The organism is Rothia sp. BD8, from assembly GCF_044878465.1.
Taxonomy (GTDB): domain Bacteria; phylum Actinomycetota; class Actinomycetes; order Actinomycetales; family Micrococcaceae; genus Rothia; species Rothia kristinae.
Map to the genome: position 1 here is coordinate 21,456 of NZ_JANJES010000010.1, position 23,085 is coordinate 44,540.

Annotated in this window: 17 protein-coding genes; 13 read left to right on the forward strand and 4 right to left on the reverse strand. The window is 70.6% G+C overall.

What is annotated here, in order from left to right; genetic code table 11:
- Positions 1 to 2 precede the first annotated feature (2 nt).
- Positions 3 to 1,715, reverse strand: a complete 1,713-nt coding sequence (locus NQ707_RS08530; RefSeq protein ID WP_404435449.1) for an NCS1 family nucleobase:cation symporter-1 — start codon at positions 1,713 to 1,715, stop codon at positions 3 to 5.
- A gap of 172 nt (positions 1,716 to 1,887) precedes the next feature.
- Between NQ707_RS08530 and NQ707_RS08535 the strand changes: the two genes are divergently transcribed.
- From NQ707_RS08535 to NQ707_RS08555, 5 genes are all read left to right on the forward strand, one after another.
- Positions 1,888 to 3,174, forward strand: a complete 1,287-nt coding sequence (locus tag NQ707_RS08535) for an amidase family protein (protein WP_196825998.1) — start codon at positions 1,888 to 1,890, stop codon at positions 3,172 to 3,174.
- A complete protein-coding gene (gene allB / locus NQ707_RS08540; protein ID WP_404435451.1) occupies positions 3,171 to 4,541 on the forward strand; it encodes an allantoinase AllB in 1,371 nt (456 codons plus the stop codon). Before NQ707_RS08535 ends, allB begins: the two co-directional genes overlap by 4 nt.
- 160 nt (positions 4,542 to 4,701) lie before the next feature.
- A complete protein-coding gene (locus NQ707_RS08545; RefSeq protein ID WP_331279324.1) occupies positions 4,702 to 6,003 on the forward strand; it encodes an alanine--glyoxylate aminotransferase family protein in 1,302 nt (433 codons plus the stop codon).
- A gap of 32 nt (positions 6,004 to 6,035) precedes the next feature.
- A complete protein-coding gene (locus NQ707_RS08550; RefSeq protein ID WP_196825996.1) occupies positions 6,036 to 7,523 on the forward strand; it encodes an allantoate amidohydrolase in 1,488 nt (495 codons plus the stop codon).
- A gap of 56 nt (positions 7,524 to 7,579) precedes the next feature.
- Positions 7,580 to 8,422, forward strand: a complete 843-nt coding sequence (locus NQ707_RS08555) for a MurR/RpiR family transcriptional regulator (protein WP_196825995.1) — start codon at positions 7,580 to 7,582, stop codon at positions 8,420 to 8,422.
- Between the two features lie 702 nt (positions 8,423 to 9,124).
- On the opposite strand, the gene NQ707_RS08560 is transcribed toward NQ707_RS08555, so the two are convergent.
- The gene (locus NQ707_RS08560) at positions 9,125 to 9,613 is read right to left on the reverse strand and encodes an Lrp/AsnC family transcriptional regulator (protein ID WP_254303294.1); all 489 of its coding nucleotides are present in this window, start codon (positions 9,611 to 9,613) and stop codon (positions 9,125 to 9,127) included.
- Between the two features lie 225 nt (positions 9,614 to 9,838).
- Between NQ707_RS08560 and NQ707_RS08565 the strand changes: the two genes are divergently transcribed.
- Positions 9,839 to 11,269, forward strand: a complete 1,431-nt coding sequence (locus NQ707_RS08565; RefSeq protein WP_404435454.1) for an MFS transporter — start codon at positions 9,839 to 9,841, stop codon at positions 11,267 to 11,269.
- A gap of 123 nt (positions 11,270 to 11,392) precedes the next feature.
- On the opposite strand, the gene NQ707_RS08570 is transcribed toward NQ707_RS08565, so the two are convergent.
- On the reverse strand, positions 11,393 to 11,629 hold the full coding sequence (locus tag NQ707_RS08570; protein ID WP_279751913.1) for a hypothetical protein: 237 nt from the start codon (positions 11,627 to 11,629) through the stop codon (positions 11,393 to 11,395).
- Between the two features lie 291 nt (positions 11,630 to 11,920).
- On the opposite strand from NQ707_RS08570, the gene NQ707_RS08575 reads away from it, so the two are divergent.
- The 7 genes from NQ707_RS08575 to thrS all read left to right on the forward strand — a co-directional run bounded on the left by NQ707_RS08575 (position 11,921) and on the right by thrS (position 22,401).
- On the forward strand, positions 11,921 to 13,120 hold the full coding sequence (locus NQ707_RS08575; RefSeq protein ID WP_061225441.1) for a TerC family protein: 1,200 nt from the start codon (positions 11,921 to 11,923) through the stop codon (positions 13,118 to 13,120).
- A gap of 129 nt (positions 13,121 to 13,249) precedes the next feature.
- Positions 13,250 to 13,585, forward strand: a complete 336-nt coding sequence (locus NQ707_RS08580) for a hypothetical protein (protein WP_061225440.1) — start codon at positions 13,250 to 13,252, stop codon at positions 13,583 to 13,585.
- A 32-nt stretch (positions 13,586 to 13,617) separates the two neighbouring features.
- Complete coding sequence (locus NQ707_RS08585) at positions 13,618 to 14,583, forward strand: fumarylacetoacetate hydrolase family protein (protein WP_404435456.1); 966 nt, start codon at positions 13,618 to 13,620, stop codon at positions 14,581 to 14,583.
- Positions 14,576 to 15,349, forward strand: coding sequence for a 3-keto-5-aminohexanoate cleavage protein (locus NQ707_RS08590; RefSeq protein WP_404435458.1), 774 nt, complete (start codon positions 14,576 to 14,578; stop codon positions 15,347 to 15,349). The genes NQ707_RS08585 and NQ707_RS08590 overlap by 8 nt, the downstream gene beginning before the upstream one ends.
- 32 nt (positions 15,350 to 15,381) lie before the next feature.
- The gene (locus NQ707_RS08595; protein ID WP_404435460.1) at positions 15,382 to 18,801 is read left to right on the forward strand and encodes a PHP domain-containing protein; all 3,420 of its coding nucleotides are present in this window, start codon (positions 15,382 to 15,384) and stop codon (positions 18,799 to 18,801) included.
- 147 nt (positions 18,802 to 18,948) lie between these two features.
- Positions 18,949 to 20,235, forward strand: a complete 1,287-nt coding sequence (locus NQ707_RS08600; protein WP_129357541.1) for an SLC13 family permease — start codon at positions 18,949 to 18,951, stop codon at positions 20,233 to 20,235.
- Positions 20,236 to 20,385: 150 nt separating this feature from the next.
- Positions 20,386 to 22,401, forward strand: a complete 2,016-nt coding sequence (gene thrS, locus NQ707_RS08605; protein WP_404435463.1) for a threonine--tRNA ligase — start codon at positions 20,386 to 20,388, stop codon at positions 22,399 to 22,401.
- A gap of 78 nt (positions 22,402 to 22,479) precedes the next feature.
- Here thrS and NQ707_RS08610 read toward each other — a convergent pair whose 3' ends face one another.
- The gene (locus tag NQ707_RS08610) at positions 22,480 to 22,986 is read right to left on the reverse strand and encodes an FBP domain-containing protein (protein ID WP_061225544.1); all 507 of its coding nucleotides are present in this window, start codon (positions 22,984 to 22,986) and stop codon (positions 22,480 to 22,482) included.
- Between the last annotated feature and the right edge of the window lie 99 nt (positions 22,987 to 23,085).

The following is a 23,085-nucleotide window of genomic DNA, read 5'->3' on the forward strand; positions in this document are numbered from 1 at the left end:
GATCAGTCCTCCCGGGCCGTGTGCTCGGCAGTGCTCTGAGCGAGGACTGCGTCAGCCGGAAGCACGGGGGCCTCGGCCAGGTCGCCCTGCGCGGCCAGCTCCAGGGCGGCCTGCTCCTTGGCCTCCGCCTCGGCCTCGTTGCAGGACTGGGCGACCGGAACCTTGGGGTGCACCTTCTCCAGCAGCACCATGCCCAGGTAGCCCAGGCCGCAGCCGATGAACCAAGAGTAGTTGGAGACCCACGCCAGGCCGCTGCCGGCGCCGGCCATGGCCATCAGGTTGGGGCCCACCACAGCCAGCAGGGCGGGAACACCACCGATGACCAGCGCCCACACCGCATTGGGATTGAAACCATTGCGACACCAGTACATGCCCTGCGGGCTGCGGGTATAGAGGTGCTCGATGGACAACCGCTGGCGGGAGGCGATGTAGAACCCGGCGATCAGGATCCCGAACAGCGGCCCGATCAGCCCGCCCAGGGTATCCAGGGTGAAGTGGATGGCCAGGTCATTGCTGTACCAGTTCCAGGGGGTCAGCACCACGGAGCCGACCGCGGCGATCATGCCGCCGGTGCGCCAGGAGATCTTCTGAGGGGCCACGTGGGAGAAGTCGAAGGCTGGGGCGATGAAGTTGGCGACGATGTTGATGCCCACGGTGGCCAGCACGAAGGTGAAGCCGCCCAGCAGGATGGCGAACGGCGTGTCGATGGCCTCCACGGTCTTGATGGGATCGGTGATCAGGCGGCCGAACACGGGCACGGTGGCCGAGGCCGTGATCACGGTCAGCAGGGAGAAGAAGAGGAAGTTGAACGGCAGGCCCCAGAAGTTGCCCTTCTTCACGGACTCGAAGGACTTCCCGAAGCGGGAGAGATCGCCGAAGTTCAGCATCGGGCCGGAGAAGTAGGAGACCACCAGGGCGATGGCCGAGAGCATCACCGGAATGGATTGTAAGAACCCTAGCGGCTCCGCGCCGGAGAGGTTGAAGGAGATATTGTGCAACCCGGCCTTGGGCACCAGGTACACGCACAGGGCGATCATCACCAGGTACACCGCCGGTCCCGCCCAGTCGATGAACTTCCGGATGGAGTCGATGCCGCGCCAGAACAGGGCCGCCTGAGCTACCCAGAGGATGCCGTAGCTGATGTAACCCAGGGCCGAGAGACCCATGAAGCCGTGGGCGGAGGCGTCGTTCAGCGGGGCCAGCTGCGGCCAGAACTTCAGGAACACGATGGACAGCGACTCGGAGGCCAGGTAGGTCTGCACCCCGTACCAGGCCACGGCGATGATGCCGCGGATGATGGCCGGGATGTTCGCGCCCCGGATCCCGAAGATCGCCCGGTTCACCACGGGGTACGGCACTCCGGTGACCTGGGAGGGCTTGGCCGCCAAGTTCACGAAGACCTGCACGATCACGATGCCCAGTACCAGGGCCACCAGCACCTGCCAGGAGGCCAGTCCCAGGGCGAACAGTGAGCCGGCAGTCACGTAGCCGCCCACCGAATGCACGTCGCTCATCCAGAAGGCGAAGAAGTTGTAGCTGGTCCAGTGTTGCCGGCGCAGGGGAGCGATGTCCAGGTTGGACAGCTCCTTCTCCGGAGCGTAGGACGCCGGCAGCGCGGTGATGGTCAGGGAAGACGTCTTCGGCGCCGGGACGTCGGCGCGGGGCGGAGCGGAGGGCTGGGCTGCGCCGCTCCTGGGAGCAAGGTCGAGGCTCATCGTGGGTCCCCATCTGGTTGGTGCCGTACACGGCGCTCATCCGCCGATGGGGCCAGGCTATGAAACAAATATTTCATACTCTGTACCGAATGAGACGCCCGCGTAAATTTCGCATTTCCGGTCCGAAGATCATCGAAAGACCCATGAAACCTGTGATGGCTACGGTGAATCCATGACCGAGTACCTCAAGGACGGCGCCTCCGGGGCCGGAGTGTGGAGAGTGCCCCCGGAGTCCATGAAATCGGAATTGCGCGCCGTCGGGTGCCCAGCGGACCCCGCGGGGCGCCCCGCCGCCGGGCCCCTGGATGGCCTGCGCGTAGCCGTCAAGGACCTCTACGCCGTGCAGGGCCACGCCGTCGGAGCCGGGAATCCCGTCTACCTCGCCCAGCAGCAGACCGCCTCCGAGCACTCCTGGGCCGTCGCGGCCCTGCTCCGGGCAGGAGCCGTTCTGGAAGGCATCGCCCACACCGACGAATTCGCCTACTCCATCGCCGGGCGCAATCAGTTCTACGGGACCCCGCGCAACGGACGCGACGCCGACCGCATCCCCGGAGGCTCCTCCTCGGGATCGGCCAGCGCAGTGGCCCTGGGCCTGGCCGACATCGGACTGGGCACCGACACCGGTGGATCCATCCGCGTCCCCGCCGCCTATCAGGGACTGTTCGGCCTGCGAACCAGCCACGGCCTGCTGTCCACCACCGGCGTGCTGCCCCTGGCCCCGGACTTCGATACCATCGGCTGGCTCACCCGCGACGCCGCGACCCTCGCCGCCCTGACCGCGGCGCTCGTTGAGGACGGTACCCGCACCCCCGCCGGCCTGGGAGCACGCCCCGAGGTCCGGCGCATCCTCGTGGACGAGGCGCTGCTGGCCCAGACCGAGGACGACGTGGCTGCAGCCCTTCGCCAGCTCCTCGAGCACTGGGGTCGGGTCCCCGGCACCGAACTGGAGATAGTCCGGACCGGGCTGGCCTGGCACGTGGACGAATGGGCTGAGGCCTTCCGCCTCAGCCAGGCTGCCCAGGCCTGGCGCCAGTGGGGCCCCTGGGTGGAGCAGAATCCCGACGCCCTGTCTGCTTCCGGGGCGCGACGCTTCCGGACGGCGTCGCGTGTCACCCGCACCGAGGAGCGCGAGGCCCGGCGCGTGGCTGAGCGCGCCCGCCGTGAGATCCGGGTGGCCGTCCCCTTCGGGGCGGCCTTGGCCGTGCCCGCGGCCGCGACGGCGGCCCCCTCGCTGGAGGCCACCGTGCAGACCGAGGAGCTCGTGCGCCGCAAGACCATGCGCATCACCTGCCTAGGCGGGCTCTCCGGGCTGCCCGTCGCCGTCGCTCCCACCCACACCCCCGCAGGCCTCGGCACCGGCCTGGGACTCATGGGCTCCTGGGGCACCGACGTGGAACTGACGCAGATGCTCTCGCGCACGGTGGCCCGTGCTGCCGCCGTGGAAGGACCCCTGGCATGATCCGATCTCTCACCGCCCGCCGGATCCTCTGGGACGGAGACTGGGCCGAAGGCACCCTGGAGATCGCCGAGGACGGGCGCGTCGCCGGATTCCGGGCCCATGACGTCACTCATCTCGCCCAGGCCGCGCTGCAGGACGGGCACCTCCGACTCGCTGGGCACCAGGAAGCCTGCCCCGCTGTGGTGGACAGCCACGTCCATCTCAACGAACCCGGCCGCACCGAGTGGGAAGGGTTCGCCACCGGCACCCGTGCTGCGGCCCTCGGCGGCGTCGGCACCGTGGTGGACATGCCCCTGAACTCCGTCCCGCCCACCACCACCGTCCCGGCCCTGGCCTCCAAGCGCGCCGCCGCCCGCGGCCAGCTCCACGTGGACACCGCGTACTGGGGCGGAGCCGTCCCCGAGAACCTCGATAGCCTCGTCCCGCTGCACCGCGCCGGCGTCACGGGCTTCAAGTGCTTCACCCTGGACTCCGGGGTGCCCGAATTCCCTCCCCTGGACCCCCAGCAGCTGCACCGCGCCGCCCAGCGCCTGGCTGAGCAGGACGCCCTGCTCATCGTCCATTGCGAGGACGCCCCCACCCTGGGTACCGCCCCGCACGGGCCCACGTCCTCCTACCTGGAGTTCGAGCGCTCGCGGCCCGAGCAGGCCGAGGCCGCGGCGGTGCGGCAGGTGCTCGACGTCGTACGGCGCACCGGCGGCCGAGCGCATATCCTGCACGTCTCCTCCGCCGCGGGCGTCGAGGAGATCCGCGCGGGCAAGACCGAGGGCCTGCCCGTCACGGCCGAGACCTGCCCGCACTACCTGCGCTTCCTCGCCGAGGAGATCCCCGACGGGGCGGCCGAGTTCAAGTGCTGTCCGCCCATCCGCGGGGCCCACGCGCAGGACGCGCTATGGCAGGCCCTGATCGACGGCACCTTGGACCTGGTGGTCAGCGACCATTCCCCGGCCACCGCCGAGGAGAAGTTCGCCTCCGGAGGGGAGCTGCAGCAGGCCTGGGGCGGCATCGCCGGTCTCCAGACCTCCTGGATCGCCACTGCGGAGAAGGCTCGCGAGCGCGGCATCGGCACCGAGGAAGTCTCCCGGTGGATGGCCCGGAACCCGGCTCGGCTGGTGGGTCTGGGGGACCGCAAGGGGACCCTGGCCACTGGCTTCGACGCCGATGTACTGGTCTACGACCCGGAGCAGACCACCGAGGTGCTCGGTCCGGGGCTGGCCTACAAGAATCCCATCAGCGCCTATGCCGGGCTGCGGATCCGAGGAGCCGTGCTGGGCACGCTGTCGCGCGGGAACCCCGTGCACGGGGACTGGCTGGGAGCCGACCCCGAACTCCCGCGGGGACAGGAGATTCTCATGGACCTTCCCTGAACCACAGGCTTGCACCCCAGCTGGAGGAACGCCCCAGAGTCCCTGGCCGCTCCTGCAGCTCCGGGCACGGGCCGGAACTCCGAGGATCATCCCGGATCCAAGGCGCTCCCGTCCGCTCCGCATCTCGTCCCTCGCCCGCCCCAGAAAGAAGGCTTCGCCCATGACCTCCACTACCGCTCCTGCCAACAACAGCACTCCAGCCGCCGCCACTGCCGCATCGGCCGCACCCGCCGCCGGTTCAGTATCCTCTGGCCAGATCAACCCGCCGCCGCGCCTGCCCATGGGCCCCGGACCCATCAACGCGGATCCCCGGGTCTCCCGGGCGATGTCTGCGGCGATGGTGGGCCAGTACGACCCGGCGATGACCGCGCTGATGGACGAGACCAGTGCCCTGTACCGCACGGTCTTCGGCACTGCGAACCCGGCGACCGTCCTGGTGGACGGGACGTCCCGGGCCGGGATCGAGGCGTGTCTGGTCTCCCTGGTCAGCCCGGGCCAGAAGGTGCTGGTCCCGGTGTTCGGGCGCTTCGGCCTGCTGCTGGTGGAGATCGCCCGGCGCGTAGGCGCCGAGGTGGTGACCGTGGAGAAGTCCTGGGGCGAGGTCTTCAGGGCCGAGGAGATCAGCGCGGCTCTTGAGGAGCACCGTCCGCACCTGGTGGCCCTGGTCCACGGGGACACCTCCACCACCATCGCCCAGCCCCTGGAGGGCATCGGCGCGCTGTGCCACGAGTTCGGGGCCCTGCTGTACGTGGACGCCACCGCGTCCCTGGGCGGCAACGAGTTCCGCGCCGACGACTGGGAGGTCGACGCCGCCAGCGCCGGCCTGCAGAAGTGCCTCGGCGGCCCCTCCGGCTCCTCCCCGGTGTCCCTCTCGGCCCGAGCGGTGGCGACTATCGCCTCCCGCCACCACACCGAGGCGGGACTGGCCGAGGCCGACGAGGAGGAGCTCGGTGCCCGGATCGCCTCGAACTACCTGGACCTGGGCATGATCCTGGACTACTGGGGTCCCCGCCGCCTGAACCACCACACCGAGGCCACGGCCATGCTCTACGCGGCCCGGGAATGCGCTCGTCTGCTCGTCGAGGAGGGCATGGACTGCGCCGTCGCCCGCCATGCCCGCCACGGCGCCGCCATGGCCGCCGGGCTGCGGGGCCTCGGACTGGAGCTCTTCGGGGACCAGGAGCACCGGATGAACAACGTGGTCGCGGTGCGGATCCCGGAAGCGGTGGACGGCGACGCCGTGCGCCGGAACATGCTGGAGGACTTCGGCATCGAGATCGGCACCTCCTTCGGGCCGTTGCATGGGGTGGTCTGGCGGATCGGGACCATGGGCCACAACGCACGCCGCGATGCCGTCCTGCTCACCCTCAGCGCCCTGGAGGCCGTTCTGCGCCTGCACGGCCACCAGGCCCCGCAGCCCGGCGGAGGCGTCCGCGCCGCCCTGGACGTCCTGGACTCCTGAACCACCCGAGACCCCTCCGGAAGGAACCGACCATGACCCACCACGGACCCTCGAGCACCGCGCGAGACCTCGGCACCAGCGCCCAGGCCCGCAGCCAGGACTGGGCCGAGGACTGGACCCGCGATCGACGCACCTTCGGCCCGCTGACGCAGGATCTCCTCTCCCAGGAGACCTCGGGCCGTCGGCTGCTGATCGGGACGGATCTGTACGGCGAGGCCCCGGAGTCCCCGGCCCGCCGGGTCCTGAACCGGTGTGCGGAGATCGCCCGGATCTCCGCCCGACCCCACGGCATCGAGCGCACCTACCTGACCCCGCAGCATCAGCAGCACAACGCCCTGGCTGCGCGGTGGATGCGCGGGGCCGGTCTGCGCACCTGGGTCGACGCCGCGGGCACTCTGCACGGTCGGCTGGAGGCCCCCGAGCAGGCGCCAGGCGTCCCCGTCCGGATCCTGTACCTCGGCTCCCACCTGGACACGGTCCCCGACGCCGGGAAGTACGACGGGATCCTCGGGGTGGTCTCGGCCATCGAAGTGGTCTCCCGGTTCCGCCGCCAGGCCGCGCGCCTGCCGTTCTCCCTGGAGGTGCTGGCCTTCGGCGACGAGGAAGGCGTCCGCTTCGGGGCCACCCTGTTGGGCTCGCGGGCCCTGGCCGGCACCTGGGACGACGCCTGGCTGGAGCTGGCCGACGAGCACGGGACCACCATGCACCAGGCCTTCCTGGACTTCGGTCTGGACCCGCAGGCGGTGGGTTCGGCCGCCCTGAACCCGGAGCAGGCCGTGGGCTACCTGGAGACGCACATCGAGCAGGGTCCCCTGCTGCAGGAAGCCGACCGGCCGCTGTCTGTGGTCACCTCCATCTCCGGGGCGCGCCGGTTCCGCATCACTGTCACCGGCGAAGCTGCCCACGCCGGCGGCACCCCCTACGCGCGGCGCCGCGATGCCCTCATCGGGGCCAGTCGGGCCGTCCTGGCCATCAACGCGGTGGGCCTGGCCCAGGACGTCGTGGCCACGGTGGGGGAGCTGTCCGTCATCGGCGGGGCCGTGAACGTGGTGCCCGGGACCGTGGAGTTCTCCCTGGACCTGCGCGCCCCGGACGACCTCTCCCGGGACACGGCCTTCGAGACCATCCGCGCCGAGCTGGAGATCCTGTGCGCGGAGGCAGACCTGGGTCTGAACATCGAGCAGACCCATAGCGCCCCCGGGGCCGTGTGCGACGAGCGGTTGATGGGCGCGGTGCGCCACGGCATCGCCGCCGCCGAGCAGCGAGCCGGCGGCCCGGCCGAGACCGCACCGATGGAGCTGTACTCCAAGGCCGGGCACGACGCCATGGCCCTGGCCGAGGCCGTGCCGGTGGCCATGGTCTTCGTCCGCTGCCTGGACGGCATCAGCCACCACCCCGGGGAGTCCGTGCGGCCCGACGACGTCGCCCTGGCCCTGGACGCTGTGGAAGAAGCAGTGCTCGAGCTGGCCCGCCAGGAGACCTCGGCGGCGGGAGTAGTCCCCGGGCCGACCGCCGGGTAGGGTGCAGTCCGGTCGGGCAGGAGCCTGGGCCGCAGCAGATCCAGGAGCGTCAGATCATGCCCCAGCACCGCAGCATCGAGGCCAGGATCCGGGACCGCTGGGCCGAGTTCTCGCCCCAGGAGCGCCGCGCCGCCGAGGCCGTCCTGGCCCATCTGGAGGACCTGCCCCTCTACAGCTCCGCGGAACTGGCAGAGATCGCCCAGGTTTCCCCGTCGACCATGTCCCGCTTCTACCGCACCCTGGGCTACCAGAGCTTCGCCCAGGTCCGCGAGCACGCCCGGGCCCTGCGCGCCCAGGGCGTGCCGGTGGACACTCGACCCACCGCCGCAGGCCCCAGCACCCCCGCTCAGCGCCTGCTGGGCAGCAGCGCCCGCGTCGCGTCCTTGGAGCAGCTCCTCTCCGGCCTCACCTGGGCGCGCCTGGTCCAGGGCCTGGCCGAGGCCGAGACCGTGCGGATCGTCGGAGGGCGCAACAGCCACGCCGTCGCCGCCCACCTGCACCACCAGCTGCTGCAGTGCCGGCCCGACGTCCGGCTCCTTCCCGTGCCCGGACAGTCGCTCGCGGAGAACCTGGTCGGGATCGGCCCGCAGGATCTCACCCTCTGGATCGGCTTCCGGCGCCGGCCCCGAGGCTTCCGAGCGGCCTTGGAGCACGACGCCGCGGGGTCCGGCACCACCGCCCTGCTCGCAGACCCGTCCGCACAGGACCTCGCCGCGCTCGCGGACCTGGCCTTGGAATGCCCCATCCAGGGCGAAGGACCCTTCGACGACTACGCGGCTCCCATGGCGCTGTGCGCGCTGCTGGCCGACGACGTCCTGCGCGCCCTCGGCGCAGGAGGACGCGCCCGCATCGAGGAGATCACCGCCTCCTACGCGGTCCTCGGGGAGCTGGAGGACTGACGACCGCGTCCGACCTCATCGGAGCGCGTTCCCGGGCCCGGAAACCTGCTCTTAAGGCCGAACAGCTCGGGAGGACTCGCGGGCCTGGTTCGCTCGCGGAACAGCCGCAGACTCGAGGAACAGCACGGTCTCGGGCTCCGCACCAGGCATCCCCTCGTGGCGCGCCGGCCCTGATTCTTCCGCCGCTACCAACTCGCCCGCCACCAGGAGAGCCCGACATTCCCCGGCACCCGGCTCCGTCCGACCCCAGGACCCCGGTCGACGCCTTATCTCTCGAGCCCTGGGGTTGGGGCTGGTCGTCGACGAGGACATCGCCGACGTGGTGCGCGCCCACGCCCGCCTGGGGTAGTCGCCCTCTGTGTCTCTCGACTCCTCCCGGCGGGGGCTGAATATTCAGCCGTCCCGAGAACTTGGTCCGCTCGTGCGGTAGCTGAATCTTCAGCTCGCCCGAGGGCGCCTGAATATTCACTTGGGGTCAGCGCACGGTCATGGTCTGCGGCAGCTGAAATTTCAGCTCCGGGGGCGGTGCTTGAATATTCAGCTGCGCCGAACATCGTCATCGGCTGGGCGGGTTGAAAATTCAACCGGGCCAGGCGGGGGGCTTATCCGGTACCGGCGCGGGCCGGCCATGGTCGTCCGGAGGCGGGGCGACGAGTCAACCCAGTCAGGCGGGCATGGGCGCCACAGGCCGGGGGGACCGGGTCACTCCAGCAGCTGCGCCATCCGGTACTTCACCAGGGTCCGCAGGTAGAGGGAGGTGCGGGTGCGCAGCACGCCCGGGCACAGGCGGATCTCCTCGGAGACCCGGTACAGGTGCTCCTCATCCCGGGCCACCACCCGCACCAGCAGGTCCGTCTCCCCGGCCGGGGCCTGCACCTCCACCACCTCCGGGATCTGGGTCAGCCCCGCCACCGTGTCATCGATCTGGCGCTGATCCAGCTCCACCGCCACGTGCGCGCTCACCCGATACCCCAGTGATTCTGGCTCCACGCGCACACTGGGGGAGCGCAGCGCCCCACCGGCCTGCATCCGCTCCAGATGCGCCTGCACCGTGCGTCGGGCCAGGCGCGTGCGCTCCGCGATCGCCACCACCGTGGCCCGCGGATGCTCCTCCAACACCCGCAGGATCCGCAGATCCGTCCGATCCAACGACGCCGGCGCGCCCGCCCCACCCCGTGTGTCCTGAGGCACCAGAAACCCTTCCGTTGAACGATCTGCGCAGAAACAGTCACCGCCACCCGCGCAGAGTGAGCAGAATGAGCACCATTCTGGCACAGGGTTGCCCACTCTGCAGAGGGTCCCCACCATGGAGAGGTCCCACCCGCCGTCGTCGTCTCATCCCCGGAGGTTCGCAGCCAGGACCCCGGGGTCAGAGCTCGACGGCGCACCCACGACCGCGAAGGACCCATCCGCCCGATGTCCACCACCACCGCACCCGAGCGCGCCCAGCCGCCGCAGGGCTCCGCCTCACCCGCGCCCGCCCGCCGCAACTCGCCCGGGCGCGTCATCTTCTCCAGCCTCATCGGCACCACCGTGGAGTACTACGACTTCTACATCTACGCCACGGCCGCCGTGCTGGTGTTCCCCTCCCTGTTCTTCCCGCACCAGTCCGGCATCACCGGTCTGCTCGCCTCCTTCGCCGTGTTCGGCGTCGCCTTCATCGCCCGACCCCTGGGCTCCGTGATCTTCGGGCACCTCGGGGACCGCCTCGGGCGCAAGAACACCCTCGTGCTCGCGCTGCTGCTCATGGGCGGCGGCACCTTCCTCATCGGCTGCCTGCCCACCGCGCTGACCCCCGGCTGGGAGGTCGCCGCCCCGACCATCCTCGTGCTGCTGCGCTTCGCCCAGGGCATGGCGCTGGCCGGGGAATGGTCCGGCGCCGTCCTGCTCGCCACCGAGAACGCTCCCGTCGGCAAGCGCGCCCTGTACGGCTCCGTCCCGCAGCAGGGGGCCCCGGCCGGCTTCATCGTCGCCAACGGGCTGTTCCTGATCATCACCTCCCAGATGGCTCCCGAGTCCTTCGAGACCTGGGGCTGGCGCGTGCCCTTCTGGGGTTCGGCCATCCTCGTGTTCGTGGGCCTGTGGACCCGGATGAAGCTGCTCGAATCCGAGTCCTTCACCCGCGTGCAGGAGAGCGGGAAGGTCGCCAAGATGCCCGCCCTCGAGGTGCTGCGCCGCTCCTGGAAGACCGTGGCCATCGGAACGATCGTCGCCGTGTCCAACTACGTCACCTTCTACTTCCTCACCACCTTCACCCTCACCTACGGCACCACCGCCGCCACCGAGGACGCCGCCCGGGCCGCCGCGGAGAGGACCGGCAAGGCCTTCGACGCCGCCTCCTTCGTCCCCGGGCTCGGCTTCAGCCGCTCGGAGTTCCTGCTGCTGATGATCGGCGCGGTGCTGCTGCTGGTCGTCGGCAACGTGGTCGGCGCGGTGCTCGCCGAGCGGTGGGGTCGGCGCAAGGCCATGATCGGCTTCCACGTGGTCGTCGCCGCCTTCGGGCTGGCCGTGCCGGGGCTGCTGCGCGGCTCCGACGGCGAGGTGTTCTTCGCCCTGGCCCTCGGGTTCTTCGTCTTCGGGCTGATCTTCGGGCCCCTGGGCGCCCTGCTCTCCGAGCTGTTCCCCGCCAACACCCGGTACACCGGCAGCGCGCTGTCCTACCACATCGCCTCGATCCTCGGGGCGGCCGTCGCCCCGTTCATCTTCATCTGGCTGTGGGGCATCACCGGCGACATCCGCCTGGTGGGCCTGTACGTGGCCGGTGCCGCGGTGCTGTCCATCATCGCGCTGCTGTTCGTCCAGGAGCACACCTCCACCCAGGACCTGGCCGAGCGGATCCACGACTGACCCGGACCGGATCAACCTGCCCGGCATGACGGAAGGCCCCGCGCCCCATCGAGCGGAAGCTCGAACGGAGGCGCGGGGCCTTCTCGCGTCTCGGGCCGGCCGTAGCCGGGGGAGTGCGGGGCCTCAGTGGTCCCCGGAGACCTCCAGATCCGTGCCGTGCTCCACCGGGCGGACCCAGCCGTAGATCGCGGCGGCCAGGGAGAACAAGGCGGTGAAGCCCAGGAAGATCTGGCCCCACAGCACGAAGTCCGGGTTGTCGGTGGGCATGGCCCACAGGAACAGGGCGACCCCGACGCAGAACACGGCGATCAGGATGAAGCCGGTGACGTGGGCGGGCTGCTTCTGGCGCTGCTCGGACAAGAGGGGTACCTCCGGGAAGGATCGGCGGGACGGATGCTCAGTCACCAGGGTACGGCATCCCCGGGGCCCGCGGTGAGGTAGCATATCCCCTCGAGCAAGGGAGTATCCCCACCACCCCGCAGACGTCAGCACGTCGGGCACCGTCGCCCGGCCGGATGCGGGGGCCGCCCCGCCGTCGTCGGGCCCCAGCGCACCAGCGCGGAGCCGACACAGCACGGCAGGGACGGCGGGAGAGACTTGTGCGGCTTGCCGCACCCACCTCACCCACCCCTGAAAGCCCGAGGAGGCTTCGTGGAGATCTCCGCGCTGCAGTGGACTATCACCATCTGCGTCATCCTGGCCCTGCTGGCCTACGACTTCATCTTCCACGTGCGCAAGGCGCACGAACCCACCATCAAGGAAGCGGCCATCTGGTCCGCCGTGTACGTCGGCATCGCCCTGCTGTTCGGCATCCTCATCTTCTGGATGGACGGCGCCCAGTACGGGGCCGAGTACTACAGCGGCTACATCACGGAGAAGGCCCTGTCCGTGGACAACCTCTTCGTCTTCCTCATCATCATGGCCTCGTTCAAGGTGCCGCGGGCGGACCAGCAGAAGGTCCTCCTGTTCGGCATCATCTTCGCCCTGATCATGCGCACCGTGTTCATCTTCGTCGGTGCCGCGGCCATCAACCGGTGGTCCTGGGTCTTCTACCTCTTCGGCCTGATCCTCATCTACACCGCCGGCAACCTCGTCAAGGACGAGGTCACGGACAAGGACGAGGAGAACGAGGCGGACAACATCGTCATCCGCCTGGCCAAGCGGTTCATGCACACCTCCGATGAGTATGACGGCGACAAGCTGTTCACGCACATCGACGGCAAGAAGGTCATGACCCCGATGCTGCTGGTCATGGTCGCCATCGGCGGCACCGACCTGCTGTTCGCCCTGGACTCCATCCCCGCGATCTTCGGGCTCACCCAGGACCCGTACATCGTGTTCACCGCGACCGCCTTCTCCCTCATGGGCCTGCGCCAGCTGTACTTCCTCATCGACGGGCTGCTGGACCGACTCATCTACCTCTCTTGGGGCCTGTCCGCGATCCTCGCGTTCATCGGCGTCAAGCTCATCCTGCACGCCCTGCACGAGAACACGCTGCCGTTCGTCAACGACGGCGAGCCCGTGCACGTCGTGGAGGTCTCCACGGGGCTGTCCCTGATCGTGATCATCGGGGTGCTCACCGTGACCGTGCTGGCCTCCCTGTTCACCCCCAAGGGGCAGGCGGTGCGCGCGATCAACGGCGCCCGGGAGGCCGCCGAGGCTTACCTGAACCTGCCCGACGACGCCCCCGACGCCGAGCGCATCCGGCTCAGCGCCAAGCTGGAGAAGCACCGGCGCAAGCTGCCCGGCATCAAGCAGAAGCACCGGGACGAGCTGATCGAGTCCGAGACCCGATACCGGGACCTGCTCGAACGCGCTCGCGGGGAGCACGAGGCCTCCTCCGCCTCCTGACCCCGCCTTCCCTCCGATCCGCGGCCCCGTCCGCGCCGCCCCTGACCCGGGTGGTGCGGGCGGGGCCGCTTCGATCTGTCAGTCGCCCCTCCTAGCGTTTCGAACACATCTTCGAAACGAGGGGGTTCCATGGTTACGGCACGGGTCAGGACGACGACGGCGGGCCAGCCGCTGCGCGTGGAGATCGACGGTGCGCGGTACCGGGTCGCGGCGGACCCGGTGCAGTGGTTCGAGCGCCGGGCGTGGTGGGAGGAGGTCACCCGTGCCCCGAAGGACCGATGCCCGCACCTGGTGGACCGGGAGCTATGGCAGGTGCAGGTGGCCCCGGAGGCGGGGTCGGGCTCCGGGCGACGCCGCGCCGGGGCGGCGGCGTCCTCCCAGGTGGCGGCGGAGGACCTGCGTACGATCTCCCTGGAAAGGGACCGCAACACGGGGACGTGGATCCTCCTGGGTCGGTACTCTTGACCAGGACATCCATCACCGATGCTGGGGAGAACATGAAACTGGGACGCGCTTACGTGGAGAGCCTCTTCGAACAGCACACGGGCATCTACACGTGGGTGGAGATCGAGGGGCAGCGGTACTACCTCCGCGAGCTCGGCACCGCCTCCGTGGTGGACACCGACTTCTTCCACAGCGGCCTGGTCCGCGAGCAGATCAACTACTTCTCCGGGGTGGGTCAGACCGAGCTGACCCACCCCCGCAAGATCATCCCCACCATGCCCATCAAGCCGGGCAAGATCCTGTGCATCGGGCTGAACTACCACGACCACGCCGCCGAGGTGGGTGTGCAGATCCCCGAGCACCCCACCGTGTTCACCAAGTTCCGCAACGCCCTGGTGGGCCCGGCCGACCCCATCGCCCTGCCCCCGGAATCCCAGAAGGTGGACTACGAGGCGGAGCTGGCCGTGGTCATCGGCAAGAACGTGCGCCGGGCGGACGAGGCCCAGGCCCTGGAGGCCATCGCCGGGTACACCATCCTCAACGACGTCTCCGTGCGGGACTGGCAGGGCCGCACCTCCGAGTGGTTCCAGGGCAAGAACTGGGACAACTGCACCCCGGTGGGCCCGTACGTGGTCTCCCGAGACGAGGTGGATCCGGTCGCGGGCCTGCGCATCGAGTGCCTGATCGACGGGGAGACGGTCCAGTCCGGGACCACCGCGGACATGATCTTCACCCCCGCCCAGCTGGTCTCCTACATCTCCACCTTCATGTCCCTGGAACCCGGGGACGTCATCGCCTGCGGCACCCCCGCTGGGGTCGGCATGTCCAAGACGCCGCGCCGCTGGCTGCGCCCCGGCGAGGAGGTCACCACCCGCATCGAGGGCATCGGGGAGATCACCAACATCTGCCGTCCCGAAGCCGAGACCGAGGACCACTTCCAGGACAAGGCGTGGTGGGGTCCGGTGCTCTCCGAACGGGAGGCCGATGCCGCCACGGGCTGCTGGACCGAGGATGACTGAGCAGAGACGACGGGGTGGGGGTCCGGTGCTGAAGCTCTGCGTCAACGGCGCCAGAACACCTGCGGAGCATCCGCTGCTCAGCGCGGATCCCGCGGACCTGCTCGACGACGCCGTGGAGGCAGCGGCCTTGGGTGCGGGTCCCGTGCATCTGCACCCTAAAGACCGGGCCGGACGGGACAGTCTGCGTGCTGAAGATGTGGCGCGGTGGGTCGGTGCCTTCCGTCGAGCCCTCCCACGCATCCGGATCGGCGTGACCACCGGCGCCTGGGCTGAGACCGAGCCTGCTGCGCGGATCGAGCGCATCCGGTCCTGGACCGCGCTGCCGGACTTCGCCTCGGTGAACTGGCATGAAGACGGCGCCGAGGAGTTGGCGTCTGCTCTCCTCGCGCGGGGGATCGCCGTGGAGGCTGGTCTGTGGGACGCCGGGGCCGCCCGGGCATGGGTGGACTCGCCCCTGAGGCGGCGCTGCCTCCGTCCACTGCTGGAGGTCCAGGACCTCCCGGCTCCCCGCGCTGCAGCAGAGGCGCACGAGATGCTGCAGGTGGTGCGCGAGAGCGCACCAGAGTCCGTCCCCCTCCTGCACGGGGAGGAGCGCAGCGCCTGGCCCGTGCTGCGCATCGCCCGGGAACAGCACCTGGATACCCGGATCGGCCTGGAGGACACGCTGGTGCTGCCGGACGGAACCTCCGCCGCGGGAAACTCCCAGCTGGTCGCCTCCGTGCTGCGCATCTCGGCAGCGGGCGCGCCGTCGGCAACCTCCGATTGACTTAAGATTCGAACACCTGTTCGATAACGGGTGTGACGTTCCCGCACCTGGTCTCCTACAGCGCCTACAGCGCGCACTACGGCGTGTGCACGCCGGAGGAGATCGTCGCGGCCGCCGCCGCCCACGGAGCCACCCACGTAGGGCTGACCGACCGGAACGGGCTCTACGGCGCCGTCAAACACGTCCGGGCCTGCCTGGACCACGGCATCGCCCCCATCCTCGGGGTGGACCTCGCGCTCGCGGACCCGGCCCGCCAGCGCCTGATCGGGCGGATCGTGATCCTGGCCGAAGGCCACGACGGCGGAGGAGGCTACGGGGACCTGTGCGCCCTGATCTCCCGCGCCCACGGCGAGCACCGGGCCGCGCCCCTCGGCGACTCGCCCCACCCGGGGGAGGCGGTGGGCAGCGTCGGACGTGGCGGCCTCCCGCCCCTGCGCGCCCGGCCCCACCTGAGCCTGGCGGACCTCGCCGAAGCCGCGGCCGCCGGGCACGGCCGGTTCGTCGTGCTGCTCGGCCCGGACTCCGACGTCGGGCGCCTGGCCGCCGCCCGCCGATACCGCCGGGCCCGGGCGGCCCTGGCCGCCTGGCGCGCCGCGCTGGGGGCCCACCGGGTGCGGGTGCACCTGGTGGATCGGCTCACCCACCCCGGCGCCCCCTACGGCCTGTCCCACGCCGCCCGCCTGGCGGACCTGGCCGCCGAGGCAGGGGTGCTGGCGGTGCTCAGCAACGCCGCCCGCTACGCCACCGAGGACCAGGCCGTCACCGCGGACGTGCTCGACGCCGCCCGCGGACTCACCCCGCTGGGCGAAGCCCACCACCAGCCCAACGGGCAGGGCTGGCTGAAGGATCCGGCTGCCATGCACCGCATCGCCGGGCGCATCGCCGCGGCGGCCACCGGCCCGGTGAGCGTGGCCGGGCTGCTCGGGGCCACCGCCGAAACCGCCCAGCGCTGCGCCCTGAGTCCCGCCGCGGACCTCGGCTACGGCACCCCCACCGTCCCGGAGGCGCACCTGACCGGCACCCGGGACACCCCCATGCGGGAGCTGCGGGCCCGATGCGAGGCGGCCCTGCACCGGATCTACGGGGCGGAAGCGCAGCGCACCGTGCGCGGGCCCGGCATCGCCACGACCCACTGGGAGAGCCCCCGGGGGCGCATGGAACGGGAGCTGGCCGTCATCGAGACCCTGGGATTCAGCTCCTACTTCCTCACCGTCGCCCATGTCTCCCGGCTCATCGGGGGGCTGGGCATCCGCCACGCCGCCCGCGGCTCCGGGGTCTCCTCCCTGGTCAACCACCTGCTCGGGATCTCCGTGGTGGACCCCCTGGAGTACGGGCTGGTCTTCGAGCGGTTCCTGTCCACCGAGCGCTCGACCCTGCCGGACATCGACATCGACGTCGAATCCGCCCGCCGCCACGAGATCTACCGGGCCGTGTTCGAGCACTACGGGTCCCAGCGGGTCACCCTCATGTCCATGCACAACGGGTACCGGGCCCGCGGGGCGGTGCGCGACGCCGCCCGCGCCCTGGGCCTGGAGCAGGCCACCACGGACCGGATCGCCCGGGCCATCTGGCGCATCCCCGCCGGGCGGCTGCGCGAGCAGCTGGCCCACCAGCCCGAGCTGGTCGGGCTGCGGGACGAGGCCGCGCGCAACCCGCGGGTGGACCTGCTCATCGACCTCGTCGAGCGTCTGGACCGTCTGCCGAGGCACCTGTCCATACACCCGTGCGGGGTGATCCTCTCCAACGCCTCCCTGCTGCGGCGCACCCCGGTGCAGCCCTCCGGCATCGGCCTGCCCATGAGCCAGTACGACAAGCACGACATGGACCCGATGGGCCTGCTCAAGCTGGACATCCTGGGGGTGCGGATGCAGTCCGCGATGGCCCACACCCTCGAGGAGATCGAGCACACGCTGGGACATCGCCCGGACCTGGAGGCCGTGGACACCCGGGATGAGGAGACCTTCGAGCTGATCCGCTCCACCCAGACCCTGGGCTGCTTCCAGATCGAATCCCCGGGGCAGCGGGAGCTGATCGGGAAGATGCAGCCGCGGGAGGTCGGGGACCTGATCATCGACATCTCCCTGTTCCGCCCCGGGCCCATGCACTCGGACATGGTCCGGCCCTACCTGGAATCCCGTCACGGCTTCGCGACTCCCGCCCTGATCCACCCGGACCTGGCCCCGTACCTGCGGGAGACCGGCGGGGTCATGGTCTTCCACGAGCAGATCATCAACATCGTGGATCGGATGACCGGGTGCGGGCTGGCCGCCGCGGATGAGCGCCGTCGCACCCTCGGCGGCCCGCGGGAGCCGGAGACCGAGGCGTTCTTCCGGAAGGCCGCCGCGGCCCGCGGGTACCCCGGGCCCGTGATCGACCGGGTGTGGGAGGCCCTGGCGGCCTTCGGCTCATTCGGCTTCTGCAAGGCCCACGGCGCGGCCTTCGCGATCCCCACCTACCAGTCCGCGTGGCTGAAGACCCACTACCCGGCGCACTTCATGGCCGGGGTCCTGCAGCACGACCCCGGCATGTACCCGCAGCGGCTGCTGCTGGCCGACGCCCGCCGGATGGGGGTGGGTATCCTGCCGGTGGACGTCAACCGCTCCGGGACCAGCTACCGGGTGGAGCGCCGGGGGAGCGCCGAGCACGCGGAGCCGGGGCGGGCGCGGGACTGGGCGATCCGGCTGCCCCTGACCCAGGTCTCCGCGCTGTCCGCCGCGGAGATCGACCGGATCATCGCCGGCGCGCCGTACACCTCCGCGGCGGATCTGCGGGCCCGGGTCCGCCCGCACCGGCCCTCCCTGGAGCGCCTGGCCGCGATCGGCGCCCTGGACCCGGCCGTGTTCGACGGCGTCGCCGCGCCCGGGCAGTGGGCCGAGGGGCAGCGGGACGAAGGACAGCGGAGCGAGGACCGGCGGGCGACGTCGGCGCACGCGATCCCGCTGCAGCTGGCCCTGCCCCTGGGCGCTGCGGAGAACCCGCCCCCTCCACGGGAGAGCGCGGACCTGGCCGCGACCCTGCGCACCGAACTGGACGTGCTGAGCCTGGACGTCTCCGCGCACTTGATGGCCGGGTGGGCGGGCCGGCTCGCGGACTGGCCCCTGACCCGCGCGGCGGACCTGCTGAGCCTGCGCAACAGGACCGAGGTGTGGGTAGCCGGGGTGCGAGTCTCCACGATGACCCCGCCCATGAAATCCGGCAAGCGGGTGGTCTTCGTCTCCGTGGACGACGGCACCGGCTGTGTGGACGCCGCCTTCTTCGACGACGCCCAGGTCCTCTCCGGACCCGAGCTGTTCGGCACCCCCATGCTGCTGATCCGGGGCACCACCCGGCGCACCGGGCCCCGCGGCATCTCCGTGACCGCCCAGCAGGCCTGGGACCTGCGCAAGCTCATGGACGGGGCCGAGCCCCTGCCCTTCGCCCCGGCGCACCCCCGCCCCCTGGCCGCCGGCTGAACAGAACTCCCAGGAGCATCGCCCTACAATGGATCTCCGGGTGGCGCGCATCGCAGCCCGCCGCCGCACGCCTCACACACCCCGCAGCACCCGACCGGGGCCTCCGCACCGACCCCGGCCCCGCGCCGCACCACCGAAGGGATCACCGTGGATCCGGTCCAGACACTCTCCCTCGCGCTGCTCGCCCTCGCCCTCATCCTGGCGATCTGGCGGCGCATCAACATCGGCCTGCTCGCCCTGGCCGCGACCTTCGTCCTCGCCCTGACCGCCCACCTCACCGCCGACGACGTCTACGAGGCCTTCCCCGGCTCGATCTTCGTGCTGCTGGTCGGGGTCTCCCTGCTGTTCGGGCACCTCGAGCGCTCCGGGGCCCTGACCTGGTTCGTGGACCGGGTCTACCGCCTCATCGGGGAGCGCACCCACCTGATCCCCTGGGCCGGATTCCTCATCGGCGCCGTCCTGTCCTCCCTCGGCGCCTTCGCCACCGCACCCATCACCCTGCTCGTGCCGACCATCGCGCACCTGTCCCGCCGCTTCCCCCGCTCCTTCCTCATCAGCGAGCTCGCCGTGGTCATCGGCGCCAACTCCGCCGGACTCTCCCCGCTGAACCCCGCCGGCGCCGTCATCCGCAAGGTCGCCGACCAGCACCACATCAGCTACCAGCCCTGGCTGATCTGGGCCCTGAGCCTGGCCATGGCCGCCGCCGTCGTCCTCGTCCTGCAGATCGGCCTGGCCCGCTTCCGCGGCCCCGCCGCCGGGCAGAACCCCCAGGACATCGCCGCCGACGCCCAGCCCTACACCCGGCCCCTGGTCATCGTCGACGAGGACGCCGCCCGCGGGCTGCGCCCCGCCTACGCCATCACCGCCGCCGCCTCCCTGCTGGTCTTCGTCCTGTTCGTCGTCTTCGCCAAGACCGACGTCGGACTCACCGCCGTCGCCCTGGTCATCGTGCTCCAGCTGCTCTTCCGGCCCGAGGAGAAGAAGCTGCTGCGCTCCGTGCCCTGGCCCTCCGTGCTGCTGCTGTGCGGTCTGCTGACCTACCTCGGCGCCCTGCAGAGCATCGGCACCATGGACACCATCCAGGCCGGCCTGGAATCCACCGGCAGCCAGGTGCTCCTGGTGTTCCTGCTCGCCTACATGACCGCCGCCCTGTGCAACATCGAATCCTCGACCCTCGGGGTCCTCGGCCTGGTCATGCCCCTGGTCTTCTCCGCCTTCGGGGAGAACCCCGCCCTGACCTGGGTGCTCGCCGCCGTCGCCGCCCCCGCGACCCTCACCGTGATGAACCCCATCCACGTCGCCGGGACCCTGATCATCTCCTACACCGACGAACGCGACCAGCAGGCCCTGTTCCGCCGCCTGCTCGCCCTGTCCTTGGGCATCACCTGCGTGGCCCCCGGCCTCGCCGCGATCGTCCCGGCCCTGCTCGTCTGATCCCCCCGCCCTCTCCCCGGGGACCAGGCACGCCCCGGCCAGGAGCGCAGACGGTAGAATCGCCACGGTGCCCGCCCATCCGAGGCCGGCCCGCACCCGAACCAGCACGCCCCCGGTACCGGCGTGCCACCGAACAAGGAGTGAACGCCCATGGCCGCACCGGCCGAGACCCTGCACCTCTACGTCGACGGCGAAGCCCAGCAGGCGACCCCCGGGACCACCGCGGCCGAGCTGTTCGCCGATGAGCAGGACATCGTCGTCGCCCGCATCAACGGCACCCTCAAGGACCTGTCCACCGAGCTGGCCGAAGGCGACGACGTCGTGCCCGTGCGCATCCACGAGCCCGAGGGCCTGGAGGTCCTGCGCCACTCCGCCGCCCACGTCATGGCCCAGGCCGTCCAGCAGCTGCGCCCCGATGCCAAGCTCGGCATCGGCCCCTACATCACCGACGGCTTCTACTTCGACTTCGACGTCGCCGAGCCCTTCACCCCCGAGGACCTGAAGAAGCTCGAGAAGTCCATGATGAAGATCGTCAAGTCCGGGCAGACCTTCCGCCGCCGCGTCGTCACCCACGACGAGGCGCTCGCGGAGATGGCCGAGGAGCCGTACAAGATCGAGCTGCTGGGCCTGTCCCAGGGGCCCGGCTCCGGGGCCGACGCCGCCGAGGGCGCCTCCGTGGAGGTCGGCGAAGGTGAGATCACCATCTACGACAACGTGGACCGCAAGGGCGAAACCGTCTGGAAAGACCTGTGCCGCGGACCCCACCTGCCCAACACCAAGCTCATCGCCAACGGCTACGCCCTGACCCGCACCGGCGGCGCCTACTGGCGCGGGTCGGAGAAGAACCCGATGCTGCAGCGCATCTACGGCACCGCCTGGCCCACCAAGGAGCAGCTGCAGGAGTACAAGGACCGCCTGGCCGAGGCCGAGCGGCGCGACCACCGCCGCCTGGGGGAGGAGCTGGACCTGTTCTCCTTCCCCAAGACCATCGGCCCCGGCCTGCCCGTGTTCCACCCCAAGGGCGGCATCATCCTCCGGGAGATGGAGAACTACGTGCGGGAGCGGCACATCGCCGAGGGCTTCCAATACGTGAAGACCCCGCACATCTCCAAGGAGGACCTGTTCTACACCTCCGGGCACCTGCCGTACTACGCCGACGGCATGTTCCCACCCATGGAGGAGGAGTCGGTGAAGTACCGGCTCAAGGCCATGAACTGCCCCATGCACAACGAGATCTTCCGCTCCCGCGGCCGCTCCTACCGCGAGCTGCCCCTGCGGTTCTTCGAATTCGGCACCGTGTACCGGGACGAGAAGTCCGGGGTGCTGCAGGGCCTGACCCGCGTGCGGATGATCACCCAGGACGACTCCCACAGCTACGTGACCAAGGAGCAGGCCCCGGGCGAGGTGCGCCACCTGCTGAACTTCATGCTCTCCCTGCTGCGCGACTTCGGCATGAGCGACTTCTACCTGGAGCTGTCCACCCGGGACACCGAAGGGGAGAAGAAGGACAAGTTCATCGGCACCGACGAGCAGTGGGAGGAGGCCACCGCCATCCTGCAGCAGGTGGCCGAGGAGACCGGGCTGGACCTGGTCCCGGATCCGGGCGGGGCCGCGTTCTACGGGCCCAAGATCTCCGTGCAGGCCAAGGACGCCATCGGGCGCACCTGGCAGATGTCCACCGTGCAGTACGACTTCAACCAGCCGGCCCGCTTCGGCCTGGAATACCAGGCCGCCGACGGCACCCGGCAGGAGCCGGTGATGATCCACTCCGCGAAGTTCGGCTCCCTGGAGCGGTTCTTCGGCGTGCTCACCGAGCACTACGCCGGGGCCTTCCCCGCCTGGCTGGCGCCGGTGCAGGTGATCGGGATCCCCGTGGCCGAGGCCTTCAACGACTACCTGGCCGAGGTGGCCGCGAAGCTGCGCGCCGAGGGCATCCGCGTGGAGGTGGACGAGAGCACGGACCGCTTCCCCAAGAAGATCCGCAACGCCGCGAAGGAGAAGGCGCCCTTCGTGCTGATCGCCGGGGGAGAGGACGCCGAACACGGCGCGGTCTCCTTCCGCTTCCGCGATGGCTCCCAGGACAACGGCGTGCCCGTGGACGAGGCGGTGGCCCGCATCGTCGAGCACGTGCGCTCGCGCAACAACGCGGACCCGACGGCGGCCTGAGTCGGGTCACCGCGCCGAGCCGTCACGGGCGTGGGTTCTGGAGGCTCCAGAACCCACGCCCGTGACGGCTCGCGTTCCTCAGCCCTCCTCGGTCAGGCGGTCGATGAACCCGCGGGCGTTGGCGAGGGTCCGCTCCCGGCGGTCCTCCACGGTCATGGTCTCCTCCATCTGACGGACCCCCTCCGGGCGGCGTCGGCCCAGGGTGTAGTCCGTGCAGCGCAGGTCCTGGCACAGGTAGGTGCCCACCGAGCTGTAATGGCCCTTCCCGCCCTTGGCGGAGGGGCGCGCTGCCGAGAACAGGGACACCCCGGAGCCGGAGTGCAGGGTCAGGCAGAACTGGCACATCTGCGCCGATCCCCGCCCGCGGTTGGTCGCTTTGGTCAGCACGACCCCGCGCAGGGAGCCGTCCTCCTGGGGCACCACCGCGTAGCCGCGCTGCGGAGACTTCGGGTCGATCCACCCGAGGAAGACCTCCGCCTCCCAGTCCCAGGAGCCCAGCCCCGCCGGCAGGTTCAGGCGGGAGGCCTCGCCCTTGGTGCAGTTGATGAAGCTGGAGCGGATCTGGGATTCGGTCAGAGGGCGCATGGCTCCCAACCTATACCCGGCCCAGCGCCGACGGTCGGGCAGGTTCACCGGCCGCCGAATCCGCCGCCGTCGCACACCACCGGCACGGGCGCGCCACGG